The organism is Streptomyces gottesmaniae, from assembly GCF_031845845.1.
Classification (GTDB): domain Bacteria; phylum Actinomycetota; class Actinomycetes; order Streptomycetales; family Streptomycetaceae; genus Streptomyces; species Streptomyces akebiae.
Map to the genome: position 1 here is coordinate 98,055 of NZ_JAVRFJ010000021.1, position 12,984 is coordinate 111,038.

The 12,984-nt window shown below is 71.0% G+C and carries 10 protein-coding genes; 4 read left to right on the forward strand and 6 right to left on the reverse strand.

Annotation, left to right across the window (positions count from 1 at the left end; all coding sequences use genetic code 11):
* The first annotated feature begins 117 nt into the window (after window positions 1–117).
* Entirely contained in the window at window positions 118–1,680 is a 1,563-nt protein-coding gene (locus RM704_RS23840) for a PspC domain-containing protein (RefSeq protein ID WP_033525355.1), read from the forward strand.
* A gap of 435 nt (window positions 1,681–2,115) precedes the next feature.
* Here the strand turns inward: RM704_RS23840 and RM704_RS23845 are convergent, their stop codons facing one another.
* Together RM704_RS23845 and RM704_RS23850 are read right to left on the reverse strand one after the other, a co-directional pair.
* A complete protein-coding gene (locus RM704_RS23845) occupies window positions 2,116–2,661 on the reverse strand; it encodes a DoxX family protein (RefSeq protein WP_033525356.1) in 546 nt (181 codons plus the stop codon).
* A gap of 633 nt (window positions 2,662–3,294) precedes the next feature.
* Entirely contained in the window at window positions 3,295–4,575 is a 1,281-nt protein-coding gene (locus RM704_RS23850) for a hypothetical protein (protein ID WP_438828945.1), read from the reverse strand.
* Between the two features lie 355 nt (window positions 4,576–4,930).
* Here RM704_RS23850 and RM704_RS23855 point away from each other — a divergent pair, with 355 nt between their 5' ends.
* Window positions 4,931–5,821, forward strand: coding sequence for a DUF4429 domain-containing protein (locus tag RM704_RS23855; RefSeq protein WP_033525358.1), 891 nt, complete (start codon window positions 4,931–4,933; stop codon window positions 5,819–5,821).
* A gap of 125 nt (window positions 5,822–5,946) precedes the next feature.
* Here the strand turns inward: RM704_RS23855 and RM704_RS23860 are convergent, their stop codons facing one another.
* Window positions 5,947–6,741: a class II aldolase/adducin family protein gene (locus RM704_RS23860; RefSeq protein ID WP_033525359.1), complete on the reverse strand. Its 795-nt coding sequence runs from the start codon at window positions 6,739–6,741 to the stop codon at window positions 5,947–5,949.
* Window positions 6,742–6,951: 210 nt separating this feature from the next.
* Between RM704_RS23860 and RM704_RS23865 the strand changes: the two genes are divergently transcribed.
* Window positions 6,952–7,434, forward strand: a complete 483-nt coding sequence (locus tag RM704_RS23865) for a pyridoxamine 5'-phosphate oxidase family protein (RefSeq protein ID WP_033525360.1) — start codon at window positions 6,952–6,954, stop codon at window positions 7,432–7,434.
* A gap of 27 nt (window positions 7,435–7,461) precedes the next feature.
* Here the strand turns inward: RM704_RS23865 and guaA are convergent, their stop codons facing one another.
* A complete protein-coding gene (gene guaA / locus RM704_RS23870; protein WP_033525361.1) occupies window positions 7,462–9,042 on the reverse strand; it encodes a glutamine-hydrolyzing GMP synthase in 1,581 nt (526 codons plus the stop codon).
* 364 nt (window positions 9,043–9,406) lie between these two features.
* Here guaA and RM704_RS23875 point away from each other — a divergent pair, with 364 nt between their 5' ends.
* A complete protein-coding gene (locus RM704_RS23875; RefSeq protein WP_107072215.1) occupies window positions 9,407–9,694 on the forward strand; it encodes a chorismate mutase in 288 nt (95 codons plus the stop codon).
* Between the two features lie 452 nt (window positions 9,695–10,146).
* Here the strand turns inward: RM704_RS23875 and RM704_RS23880 are convergent, their stop codons facing one another.
* Together RM704_RS23880 and RM704_RS23885 are read right to left on the reverse strand one after the other, a co-directional pair.
* On the reverse strand, window positions 10,147–10,887 hold the full coding sequence (locus RM704_RS23880; protein WP_311591169.1) for a hypothetical protein: 741 nt from the start codon (window positions 10,885–10,887) through the stop codon (window positions 10,147–10,149).
* 274 nt (window positions 10,888–11,161) lie between these two features.
* Entirely contained in the window at window positions 11,162–12,952 is a 1,791-nt protein-coding gene (locus tag RM704_RS23885) for a GMC oxidoreductase (protein WP_033525363.1), read from the reverse strand.
* Between the last annotated feature and the right edge of the window lie 32 nt (window positions 12,953–12,984).

The following is a 12,984-nucleotide window of genomic DNA, read 5'->3' on the forward strand; positions in this document are numbered from 1 at the left end:
CGAGACGCCCCTGATCTTCGACGCAAGCGTGATCGAACACTTCCCCCGGCGGATATCAGGGTTCGACCAGGGTCGTCCCGACTGCCATCGGACCGGCCGTGCGGTCACGATGGACGCATGACGGATCACCAGCACGCGGCAGCGGAGCCGGGCCCCGGCTCGGGTCCGGACTCCCCGCGGCCCGCCACCGAGCCGCAGGACGCCCTGCCTCCACCGGGTACGGGGTCGGAGGAGCCGCGCGCGCACGAGGACGCGGGGGCAGTCCCCCGCACGAACGCACGGTCACGGACAGGCCCACGATCGCACACGGACGCGGGCGCGGGCGTGGGCACGGGCACGGGCCCGCAGGCGGACGCGGGAGCACGCGCGGATGGATCGGACGCCATGGGCTCCGAAGATCCGGCCGGTGCCCCCGCCGCCCCGCACAGGTTCCGCCGCGACCGGCGGTACAAGATGCTGGGCGGTGTCTGTGCCGGGCTCGGGCGGCAGTGCGACATGGATCCGGTGATCTTCCGCGTGGTGCTGGCGGTCCTCTCCCTCACCGGGGGCCTCGGCCTCATCTTCTACGGCTTCGCCTGGTTGTTCGTGGCTTACGACGACGAGGAGGAGAACGAGGTACGCAAGCTGCTCACCGGCCGGGTCGACGGCCAGGCCCTCACGGCCGTGCTCTTCGCGCTGGTCGGCTGCGGCGTCTTCCTCACCATGCTGAGCAACACCACCGTCCTGGCCTTCTCGGTGGTCGTCTCCCTGCTCCTGGCCGGCGCGGGGTACTGGTCGCAGCACCGCGGCGCCCCCGACCCCGATCCGCTGGCCGCCCAGGCGGTGGCCGATGCCCCGCCGGAGGCCCAGGCGCCCCCCGTGGCATCCGCCTACCCCTCGTGGTGGCGGGACCCCATAGTCAAGGACGGAAGCCACGTCGGCGGCACGGGCTATCTGTGGGGCCCGTGGGAGACCCGCGACCGGGACGTAGCCGCGGCGATCAACATCGCCCAGGGCATGAGGCCCACCCGCCAGGACATACGCATCGCGCGTCCGCCGAAGCCGCGGGGGCCGCGCTGGATCGGCGGCTGGATCTTCCTGCTCGCGCTGCTGGCCGGCGGCGTCGGTACCGGCACCACCTGGGGGGACCGCAGCCTGGCCGCCAGCCTGCAGACCGGTCTGGCCGGCGCGCTGATCGTGTTCGGTCTGGGCATAGCCCTCAGCGCCTTCCTCGGCCGGACGGGAGCGGGTTCGGTCTTCCTGGCCGTGGTCACGGCAGGGCTGCTGGCAGGCACGGCGGCGCTGCCGTCGAACATCACCACCGACTGGGCCCGTACGGAGTGGACACCAAGGAGCGCGGAGAGCGTCGCGGCCCGGTACGAGCTGGGGACCGGCGTGGGCACGCTCGACCTGTCCGAGGTGGACATACCGAAGGGAGAGTCGCTGAGCACGAGTGTGGAGGTGGGCGCGGGCAAGGTGAAGGTGGTGGTTCCACCGGACGTCACGGTGCGGCTCGACATCGAAGTGGGCCTGGGTGACATCCAGTTGCCGGGTGACGACAAGGAGGACGTGGACGTGGCACCGGACAAGAGCGACCGGCTGACGCTGGTCCCGGAGAAGGGCTCGGGCAGCGGGGGGACGCTCGTCATCGATCTCGAAGTCGGTCTGGGACAGGCGGAGGTGGCCCGTGCTGCGGCATGAGTTCCGGCCGGGGAAGCTCGTCGCCGGCCTCTTCGTCACCGCCGCCGGTGTCGTGTACCTCGGCGATGCGGGAGACGCCTGGCAGGCCCCCTGGTTCGTGGTGATACCGCTCGTGGTCGGGGGGCTGTGTATCGCGGGGGCGGTGGCTTCTCTGGACCATGCGATACGAGGGCGGCGGGGCGCGGGGCGGACGGGGGTGTCGGGGCCGGGAGTCCCTGCGGGGCCCACGGAAGCGAGGTCCGGGAGCGGCGAGTAGGGACGGGCACGGCTGAGAACCGGTGGGCGCGGCGGAGAGCGGGCGGGGTCAGCTCGGTCGCCCGGGTCGTGGCAGGTGCGCACTGGCTGAGCTGTGATGGGTGCGGGCGAGCATGTGGGCCGGCCGAGCCGTGGTGGTGAGCGCAGCGTGCGGGCCTGCTGTGGCGGGCCCTTGGGGGCTCAGTGGTAGGCGCCCGCGCGGTGCCTGCTGGTGCCGCCCCGGCGACGGGAACGGATGGCGGCGTCCACGGAGAGGACCGGTGCACCGGCGAGGATCAGCGGGATCCACGCCATGAAATAGGGGAGGTCGTTGCCGTAGTAGTACGGGGATGCCGACCAGCTGACCGTGAGCCAGAGGCTGAGGGAGATCAGGGCTCCGCCGAAGGCGGCCAGGCGGGTGAAGAGGCCGAGGAGGGTGCCGATACCGACGGCGAGTTCGCCGATGGCGATGGCGTAGCCGAAGCCGACGGGGTTGTTCAGGGCCATGTCGATCATGGCTGGGATGGCGGAGGAGTCTCGGGCGGCGCTCATCATGTCGCCGATGGAGCCGGAGCCGGACTCCGCCATGAACGCGCTGTCGGTGAGTTTGTCCAGGCCGGCGTAGATGAAGGTGACGGCGAGGAAGAGGCGTAGGGGCAGGAGGGCGTAGCGGGTGGCGGTGTCCCGCCAGTCGGGGCTGCCGTCGAAATGGGGAGTGTGGGAGTCCGAGCGAATGTCGTGAGCCATGGTCTGCGCCGCCTCTTGTCCGCCGTGCCGTTGACCCCTCAACAGACGATACGGTCAGAGGGGTGGGGGTGCTCAATGGTTCGGGCGTGTTTTTCCGGGTCGGGGTGTCTTGTCGGGCAGCGGGGTGTGGTCCCGGGTGCCTTTCTCGCCCCCGCCGCCCTTACCCGTCCAGTCCCAGGTGCTGCGCCCCTTCAACCCGCCCGCGGGTGCGCGCCTCCGCCGCATCCATGACGGGGGCGGGCTCAGAAGCGGGCCAGGGTACGGCGCCCTCCGGACCGCCACCGGCCGACGGCTGCCCGTCATGCCCCGCCATCACCGGTCGCGGTCGTCCCGTTTCCCGTGCTGGACCAGCCGACAGAGACTGGTCCCGAGCCCCGACCACCCGATGATCGCCCCGGTTTCGGAAACCCACCAATCAGCACTCAGTCCGCACTCCGAACCCCACAACAGTCACCCCGCACACCCGGACCCCACCAGCCAACAGTTGGTCGGTCCGCACTCCCAAGCCCCACCGACCGGCAGCTGGTCAGCCGCGCCCCCACCCCACCAACCGGCAGTCACCCCGCACTCCCAAGCCCCACCAGCCGGCAATTGATCAGTCCGCTCTCCCAGCCCCCACCAGCCGGCAGTCGGTCAGTCCGCCGAGACCTCGATGGTGTAGCGGTTGGTTTCCAGGCCGGCCGCTGTCACGACCTGGACTTCGACCTTGCCGGGTTCGACGTCGGCGGGGACGGGGGCGGTGAGGACGGCGTCGGTGGGGTTGCTGAAGCCGCCCGGTACGGGGACGAGGGGGACGTGGACGTGGACGGGGCCGATGCGGACGACCATGCGGGAGAGGTGGTCGGCGGTCTGGGCGCCGGGTGGGACGAAACCCGAGCCGCGGATCTCGATGTCGTCGCCGTTGCGGATGGGGGCGTCGAGGTCGCCGGCCTCGCGGGCGCGGACGACGGAGAGGATGACGGGGCGGCCGCCCTCGGCGTATTTGCCGGCGACGTAGGTGGCCGCCGAGACCAGGACGAGGAGGGCCAGGCCCCAGGGGAGGTCGGGGAGTTGGTCGGGGCGGCGGGCGAGGCGGACCGCCGCGAAGGCGAGGGCGACGGTGCAGATGGTCACGTACTGGATGTCGGTGAAGCTGCCGCGGCCGGAGTCGTCGGTGAGGAGGTCGGCGGCGCGGGGGCGGTGGGCGCGGACCTTCTGGAGGCGTTGGGCGAGGACACGGAGGCCGACCACGCGGCGGACCAGGACGGCGATGCCGCAGACGACGGCGAGGACGGTCACGATGCCGGCGCCGCGGGCGAGGTCGAGGCCGGCGATGAGGGCGTCGCGTTCGCGGTGGTCGGAGGCCGCGGCGAGGCGGCCGACGAGGACGAGGACCGCGAAGACGACGAAGAGGACCCAACCGGCCGCGATCGCACGGGAGGTGGAGAGGCGGTTGTCCTCGCCGATGACCGGTGCGAGGGCACCGCCGCGCGCCCGGTGCAGATATCCGGCGCCCGTCAGCGACGCGGCCACCAGCAGGGCGGCGAGCAGACCGGCGGTGCGGGCGACCGTCCAGCCCGCGCCGATCGCGGTGAGGGACTGGACGAGAAGGAGGGTGACGACGGCGGCCCAGACCACGATCGCCGTGCGCAGCCACAGGCGGGACAGCCACGCCTCGCCCTCGACCCGGCCGCGTTCGGCGACGAGGGCCGCGGACTGGGTGAGTTCGTCGGAGACCCACTGGCGGGAGGCGGACGCGGAGTGCGCCACGGCCGCCGGCAGTCCCTGCCCCGACGCGAACTCCTCCCGCTTCGACAGGAACTCGGCGACCGCGCGCCGGTGTCCCGCGCGCGCCCCGTGCGGACAGTCCCCGCACGTGCACCCGCCTTCATGGGCGCCCACGCCCATGCCCCCTCTCGCCTCCTGCACCGCCACGCCCGAGCCCGCCTTCCCGCGCCGACGTCCGTGTGCGCCTCGCGCCCACGTCCGCACATTTCGGCATTCGCCGCCACCGTCATTGCCATCTGCCAGCACTGCTGTCACCGCTTCAGCCGCGAGAGCGACGACGGCCGCCCTTGCGCTGCTGTTCCTGTCGAGCCGATACCGCCGTCGCGCGGTGTCGTACGTACGTCCGCTCACTACCACAGCCGTGCGGCCGTACAACTGCCCTGCGATGACAGCGAATTGTGCCGTATGGAACACGGCCCGCATTCTGCGGGGCCACTCCGCGCGTGGGAGGCGCGGGGTGAAGTGCGGGTGCTCGTGTTGACCCGGCTGGGAGAATCCTCCTATGGCCGAGATCATCCAGCGCGACGGCGTCTGGGCCTTCGACGGCGGCACGGTCAGGATCACGCCGGGCCTGCACCGTTCCGTGGCGCTGTTCCGGCAGACGTACGGGGAGATCGCGGTGCCCCTGGATGCGGTGGCCGGTGTCGTCTACGAGCCCGAACGCAAGCGCGGACGGCTGCGGTTGCGGCTGCGTGAGGGCAGTGATCCACTGCTGCAGGCCACGGGCGGACGACTGCCGGACGCGGCCGACCCGTACCGGCTGACCGTCGATCTCGACCGGTCGGGGATCGCCGAGTACGTGGCCGAGGAGATACGGCAGTCGATGCTGCTGGAGCAGACGCCGAAGGAGCCCGCGAGCGCCTATCTCCTGCCGGGTCCGCCCGTGCCGGTGTCGGTGCGCTCCAGTGACGGCACGGTGTCGTTCGACGGGACGCGGGTCCGGATCGACTGGAACGACACCTCCGATCGGGTCAAGCGCGCGACCGGGCCGCGGATCATCGACGTCGGAGAACTGGTGCGGGTCGAGTGGCTGCCCAACTCCGGTTACGAGGACGGTTTCCTGCGGTTCGTGACGCGCGAGACCGTGTTCTCGAAGCTGCCGCCGGAGCGGGACCCGTTCGCCCTCGACCTGTGGGGCAGTACGCGGCGCGACCTGCTCACGGCCCTCGTCGCGACGGCGGTCACGGCGCGGCTCCCCCATCCGTCGACACGGGCGGACGACCATGCGGACCGGTCGGGACCGGACGGGACCGTCACGACCCGGCCTCCGGACCCCGACCACCACGACACCCTCCTCCGCCGGCTCCGCGAAATCGGTGAACTGCACCGCGACGGCGTCCTCACGGACGAGGAGTTCGCGGCCACGAAGGCGGCGGTGCTGCGCGACTTCTGAGGGCCCCCGCGTGGGCGCCGTCCCACCACCCGCGTCCGGCGTCCGCCGGTGATCCGCGGCCGGTCGCGCCCACGCGGCGGAGCCGCGGACCGGCACGGCCCCGGGCTCCTCCGGGCGGGCTGTCCTCAACTCAGGAGGTCCGGCTCGCTGCGGCTGATGTCCTGCCACAGCGGCTGGTAGTTGATCCAGGCCACCAGGTCGCCGCCCGCCTGTTCCCGTGTCGCGACGGCCAGCCGGTGGTCGATGAGCAGGGGCCGTCCCGCCGCCTTGGCGGTGAGCTGCACCTGTGCCGAGCGTTCCATGGACAGGAACCACCAGGCAGCCGCGTCGACCGAGTCTCCGACCGTCAGCAGACCGTGGTTGCGCAGCACCAGGGCCTTGCGGCTGCCGAGGACCGCGGCGATGCGGCGGCCCTCGTCCGCGTCCACGGCGACGCCCGTGTAGTGGTCGTAGAGGGCCTGGTCCTCGTAGAAGGCACAGGACTCCTGGCTGATCGGGTCGAGCAGCTCGCCGAGGGCGGACAGGGCGCGGCCGTGCACGGAGTGACAGTGGGCGACGGCGACGACGTCGGGGCGGGCGGCGTGCACCTGGGCGTGGACGGTGAACGCGGCCTGGTTCACGTGGTAGCGGCCCTCGATCACCTGACCGTCCTGGTTGGCGAGGACCAGGTCACTCACCGTGACGTGCTTGAAGGGCATCCCGAACGGATTGACCCAGAAGCAGTCGCTGAACTCCGGGTCGCGTGCGGTGATGTGTCCCGAGACCCCCTCCTCGAACCCCATGCGCCCGAAGATCCGCAGAGCCCCGGCCAGCCGTTCCTTGCGGTGCCGCCGCTCGTCCTCCGCCGACTCGTGCATCGGCGGCATGGCGAACCGGAGCTGGTCGGTGGGTAGGGGCAGGGGCGGTGTGGGCCCGTGCATGTGTCCTCCAGAGTGACTTCCTTTACGAAGCGGAAGTTACCGTCGGTCCCCCACGGAGAACAGGTCCGTCCAGTGAAGAGAGTGCGCAACCGTTACGCAAGTCACGGAAGCGCGCCACACGGCACACCGTTCGCTCGGGTCGAACCGTCGTCGTACGTCGCTCGGGGTAACCAGACAGTGGTTGTCGGGTATCCGCGTGAGACTCGACGTATGCCGGAGAATCTTTCGAACTGGGGCGCCTTCGTCGCCGCCGAACCCGAGCTCGCCCAGACGGTCGAGGCGCGCTTCGGCGCCTTCACCCATCACGTCCTCGCCACCCTCCGCAGGGACGGCTCGCCGCGTACGACCGGGCTGGAGGTCCGGTTCGTGAACGGGGAGCTGTGGCTGGGGATGATGCCGGACTCGCGCAAGGCGCTCGATCTGCGCCACGACCCTCGCTTCGCGTTGCAGGCCAATCCGGGGCCGGGCACGGAGATGGGCGGCGGTGACGTACGGGTGAGCGGCCGGGCGATCGAGGTCGACGACCCCGCGGTGAAGGCCGCGTACGGCGAAGAGGTGGAACCGCCGGAGCCGTTCCACCTCTTCCGCACCGAGCTGACGGAGGTCGTGCGGACCTACGTCGAGGACGACAAGTACCTGGTCGTCCAGGTCTGGAAGCCCGGAGAGCCGGTGCGGACCCTCAAACGGACCTGAGCCCCTTCACGCCGGTCGCGGCGGGACTCACTCCCACTCGATGGTGCCCGGGGGCTTGCTCGTCACGTCGAGGACGACCCGGTTGACGTCGGCGACCTCGTTGGTGATGCGGGTGGAGATCTTCGCGAGGACGTCGTACGGCAGCCGGGACCAGTCGGCCGTCATGGCGTCCTCGCTGGACACCGGGCGGAGAACGATCGGGTGGCCGTAGGTGCGGCCGTCGCCCTGGACTCCGACGGACCGGACGTCCGCCAGCAGCACCACCGGGCACTGCCAGATGTCGCGGTCGAGGCCGGCCGCCGTCAGCTCCTCGCGGGCGATGGCGTCGGCCTCGCGGAGCAGGTCGAGGCGTTCCTTGGTGACCTCGCCGACGATCCGGATGCCCAGACCGGGGCCCGGGAACGGCTGGCGCTGGACGATCTCCTCCGGGAGCCCCAGCTCCTGGCCGACCATCCGGACCTCGTCCTTGAAGAGCTTGCGCAGCGGCTCGATCAGCTTGAATTCGAGGTCTTCCGGCAGGCCGCCGACGTTGTGGTGGGACTTGATGTTGGCTGTGCCGGTGCCGCCGCCGGACTCGACCACGTCGGGGTAGAGCGTGCCCTGGACGAGGAACGCGACCTCGGGGCCCTCGTCGGCGATGATCTCCGCCTGGGCCTGCTCGAAGACGCGGATGAACTCGCGGCCGATGATCTTCCGCTTCTGCTCGGGGTCGGAGACCCCGGCCAGCGCCTTGAGGAAGCGCTCCTCCGCGTCGACGACCTTCAGCTGTACGCCGGTCGCGGCGACGAAGTCCTTCTCGACCTGCTCGGTCTCGTTCTTGCGCATGAGGCCGTGGTCGACGTAGACGCAGGTCAGCTGGGAGCCGATGGCCTTCTGGACGAGGGCCGCGGCGACCGCGGAGTCCACGCCGCCGGAGAGGCCGCAGATGGCGCGCTTGTCGCCGACCAGCTCGCGGATGGCCTCGACCTGCTCCTCGATGACGTTGCCGGTGGTCCAGCTGGGGGTGATGCCCGCGCCGCGGTAGAGGAAGTGCTCCAGGACCTGCTGGCCGTGCGTGGAGTGCATGACCTCCGGGTGGTACTGGACGCCGTACAGCTTCTTCTCGTCGTTCTCGAAGGCGGCGACCGGGACGACGTCGGTGGAGGCCGTGACGGTGAAGCCCTCGGGGGCGGCGGAGCAGGCGTCGCCGTGGGACATCCAGACCGACTGCTCGTCCGGGGTGCCCTCGAAGAGGGTGCTGCCGGACTTGGCGACGTGGAGGGGCGTACGGCCGTACTCGCGGGCGCCGGTGTTGTCGACGGTGCCGCCGAGGGTGGTGGCCATCAGCTGGAAGCCGTAGCACATGCCGAAGACGGGGACGCCGGCCTCGAAGAGCGCGCGGTCGAGACGGGGGGCGCCCTCGGCGTAGACCGAGGAGGGGCCGCCGGAGAGGATGATCGCCGCCGGGTTCTTGGCGAGCATCTCCGCGACCGGCATGGTGCTCGGCACGATCTCGCTGTAGACCCGGGCCTCGCGGACCCGTCGGGCGATGAGCTGGGCGTACTGGGCGCCGAAGTCGACGACCAGGACGGTGTCGGGAGCGGCGGCAGCGGGGTTCGCTGATGACACGGGGTGCCTTCCGGCGGTCGGGCGGGGGTCTGTGTGGTCCGAGTCTACCGGGGTGCGCGCTCGTGACGTGGGGCCACCGGGGGCTTTGCCCGTCGACCCCCGGCTCCCCGAACTGCGGCGCGGAGGGTCGCGGGCGGTCGGTAGGGGGCATGGTGGGGCGTGGCATACTGGGGCGCATGCTTGCGCACTCGACCTTCGTCTTTACCTATGGCACCGGGCCCACCGGCTGCCATGGTCGTGCTGCTTGAGCCACTGACAAGCGACTTCCCCAGGCGCCCCGGGCCGACAAGGTCCGGGGCGCCTGGCGTTCTCCGGGTCTTGCCGCTCCGGGGAGTCCTTTCGACTTCCGACGAGGAGCCCAGAGATGACCATCACCTCCATCGAGAAGACCGGCGCCCGCACCTCCGAGGCGGCCGGTGTGATCACCGGCGCCCGGGAACGGATCGACGCCCTGGACGACCGGATCATCGGCCTGATCCAGGAACGCGTGGCGGTCTCCGCCGTGATCCAGGAGGCACGGATCGAGTCCGGCGGCAGGCGCGTGAACCTGTCGCGGGAGATGGAGATCCTGGCCCACTACAGGGACGCCCTCGGCAAGCCGGGCACCGCGCTGGCCATGACTCTGCTGGAGCTGTGCCGGGGCCGCATCTGACCGGCGCGCACGGCCGGCGCACGTACGTACGGCTGCCCTCTCACCCGTACGGCGCGTGACCGTCGGACGGCACGCTTCGTTGGTGTCGGTGTCCGTGCCAGCCAGGTGCGGGCACGGAAGAACCACGCGTGGCTCCGCTGGAGCGATGAGGCGTCCGGATCGTGCCGTGCGCCGTGGGACCTCGCTCCAGGGTGGTGACCGGACGGCAGGGGACAGCAGCCCGGTCACTCAAGAGAACGGCCGGCTCCGGGGACGCCCGGGGCCGACCGGCGGAACTGTTCCGGGGTGGGCGTGACGGATACGGAGCCCGTCGCCCCCTTCACGACGCGGAGCAGATCACTCACCCCCACCGGATCCCGGTTCCGGGCGCCGCCCTGACGTCGGCGCCGACGCGGAAGGGCCCCGCGGTGACCGAGTCGTCACCGCGGGGCCCTTCGTCACGTCGTGACCGGTCAGCCGGCGACCTTCTCCAGCTTCGCGACCTGCGCGTCCAGGACTTCGGCGGGCACCTCGGCCTTGTCCGCGTCGAGCATGTTCATCGAGGAGAACGCGATGAGCGTCGAGCCGCTGCGCACCACCGTGAAGGACATCGGGATCTTCGCGCCCTCGATGTCGCCCTTCAGCTTGTACGCGACAGCCTCGTCGCCGTGCTCGGGGGCGGCGAGCGTCTCGATGTCGGTGTACTTGTTGCCGACCTGCTCGTACCCGTCGCAGCTCTCCGTCGCCTTGCGGAGGTCGGCCATCACCTTCTCGGCGTCGCTCTGCTCGTGCGCGGCGAGGGCCAGGGCGAGGACGCTGGCGGAGAGCTCGTCCACCGAGGTGACCCGGCGTCCGGTACGGGCCTGCGCCTGCGGGTCGGAGGTGAAGAAGAACATGTTCGCGAGGGGCTGGCAGGCGGCCGGCTTCGCGGGCACGGTCTCGGCGGGCATGTCGTCCGCCGGCATGTCGGAGATCGTGTAGCCCTTCACGTCCCCCTTCGCGAGGGCCGCCTCCTTCAGCTGCGCCTCGGTCAACGCGGCCTTCCCGGCGCCGTCCTCCCCGTTCTTCGCGTCCTCGGCGGCCGAGGCGCTGCCGGCGGCCGACGGCTTCGTGTCCGCCTTGTCCTCGTCGCCGCCGCCACCGCACGCCGCGGTCAATCCCAGCGTGGCCACAACCGAGACGGCCACCGCCACCCGCGACATCGTCGACTTCATGTCCCCCACCCTCACGACTTTCGTTTCATGCTTCACAGGGGCCCCACAGGCCCCATCGAACATGTATGTGACCGCGAGGCGCGTCAATCGGTTGTGCCACTCCCGCCCTCTTTGCATGTGACTCGCATCACACGAAAAAACTGTCATCGCGAGGGCAACCCTTCTCACCACTCACCAGTCACACCTGGCACACGAGAGAAGAACCCGCGCTCGGAGGGGGGTGCGGGTCCTTCTCCGTAACTCTTCCGTCGCGTGCCGGCTTCGTCCGCCGTGACTACTTCTTCGGCGGCACCGTCGGTACCGGCACCAGCGGCAGCCGGAGCGCGCCGAACGCGTCCGCCGGGACCGCCGGGTGCAGGGGCTGCACGGGGGCGAGGCGCTCGTAGGCCTCGCCGGGAGCCGGGCGCCGGTCCGGCTCGCCGTTGTTGGGCCAGTACGACATCGCCCGCTCGGCCTGCGCCGTGATGGTCAGGGACGGGTTGACGCCCAGGTTCGCGGAGACGGCGGCGCCGTCGACGACGGAGATGCCGGGGTGGCCGTAGAGGCGGTGGTACGGGTCGATCACGCCGTCGTCCGCGGTGGCGCCGATGGGGCAACCGCCGAGGAAGTGCGCGGTGAGCGGGGTGCCCATCAGCTCGCCCACGTTGCTGCCGGCGAAGCCGTTGATCTCGGCGGCGATGGTGGAGGCGGCCTGCGAAGCGGCCTCGATCTGCTTGGGGTTGGGCGCGCCATGGCCCTGACGAGCCGTCAACAGACCCTTGCCCAGCCCCTTCGGCTTCAGATGCGTCGACAACGAGTTGTCCAGGGACTGCATCACCAGGCCGATGATGGTCCGCTCCGACCAGCGGCGGTTGGAGAGCGAACGGGCCACCAGCAGCGGGTGTCTGGCCGCGTACCCCAGCCAGCCGAGGACGCGGGTGGTGCCCGACGCGGTGCGACCCGCGTACGGGACCTGGAGGATCGACAGGCCGCCCATCGCGTTGGAGCCCTTGCCGTAGCGGACCGGCTCGATATGGGTGTTCGCGTCGGGGTGGATGGAGGAGGTGATCGCCACGCCCCGGGTGAAGTCGACCTCCGGCACGCCGTGCGCCTTGCGGTAGCGGCGGTTGTCGGTCTGGGCGCCGACCAGCGCTTCGGAGTTGGTGCGGGTCAGCATGCCCAGGCGGTCCGAGAGGTGCGGGAGTTGGCCGTTCGCCTTCATCCGGTGCAGGAGGGTCTGGGTGCCGTAGGTGCCGGCCGCGAGGACGACACGGCGGGCCCTGAGCACCCGGCTCTCGCCCTTCCTGCGGTTGTCGGTCGGGAGGGTCGTCACGGCGTAGCCGCCCTGTGAGTCCTCCGTCACGGCCACGACCGTCGTCATCGGGTGGACGACCGCGCCCGCCTTCTCGGCGAGGTGGAGGTAGTTCTCGTTGAGGGTGTTCTTCGCGCCGTGGCGGCAGCCGGTCATGCACTCGCCGCACTCGGTGCAGGCCGTGCGGGCGGGGCCCGCACCGCCGAAGTAGGGGTCCTCCGCCTGGTCGCCGGGGGCGGCCTTCGTCTTGCCGTCGGCGTCCTCACCGTCACCGAAGAAGACGCCCACCGGGGCGAGGTGGAAGCTGTCGCCGACGCCCATCCGCTCGGCGGCGGCCTTCAGGTGCACGTCCGAGGGGGTCATCGTCGGGTTGAGCCGTACGCCGAGCATGCGGCGGGCCTGGTCGTAGTACGGCTTCAGCTCCTCCTGCCAGTCGGTGATGTCCTTCCACTGCGGGTCCTCGAAGAACGGTTTCGGCGGTACGTAGAGGGTGTTGGCGTAGTTGAGGGAGCCGCCTCCCACGCCGGCCCCGGCCAGCACCATGACGTTGCCGAGGAGGTGGATGCGCTGGATCCCGTACATGCCGAGGGCGGGGGCCCAGAGGTAGTTCTTGAGGTCCCAGGAGTTCTTGGGGAGGGTTTCGCGGGTGAAGCGGCGGCCCGCCTCCAGGACTCCGACCTGGTAGCCCTTCTCGGTCAGGCGCAGGGCGGTCACGCTGCCGCCGAAGCCGGAGCCCACGACGATGACGTCGTAGTCGTAAGCGTCTTGAGGCACGTTTGCTCCTCGTCGAGTGTCCGTGCGGGCCG

Coding starts and splice junctions, on each gene's coding strand:
- RM704_RS23840 (WP_033525355.1), top strand. CDS start 118: ATGACGGATCACCAGCACGCGGCAGCGGAGCCGGGCCCCGGCTCGGGT.
- RM704_RS23845 (WP_033525356.1), bottom strand. CDS start 2,661: ATGGCTCACGACATTCGCTCGGACTCCCACACTCCCCATTTCGACGGC.
- RM704_RS23855 (WP_033525358.1), top strand. CDS start 4,931: ATGGCCGAGATCATCCAGCGCGACGGCGTCTGGGCCTTCGACGGCGGC.
- RM704_RS23860 (WP_033525359.1), bottom strand. CDS start 6,741: ATGCACGGGCCCACACCGCCCCTGCCCCTACCCACCGACCAGCTCCGG.
- RM704_RS23865 (WP_033525360.1), top strand. CDS start 6,952: ATGCCGGAGAATCTTTCGAACTGGGGCGCCTTCGTCGCCGCCGAACCC.
- RM704_RS23875 (WP_107072215.1), top strand. CDS start 9,407: ATGACCATCACCTCCATCGAGAAGACCGGCGCCCGCACCTCCGAGGCG.
- RM704_RS23880 (WP_311591169.1), bottom strand. CDS start 10,887: ATGAAGTCGACGATGTCGCGGGTGGCGGTGGCCGTCTCGGTTGTGGCC.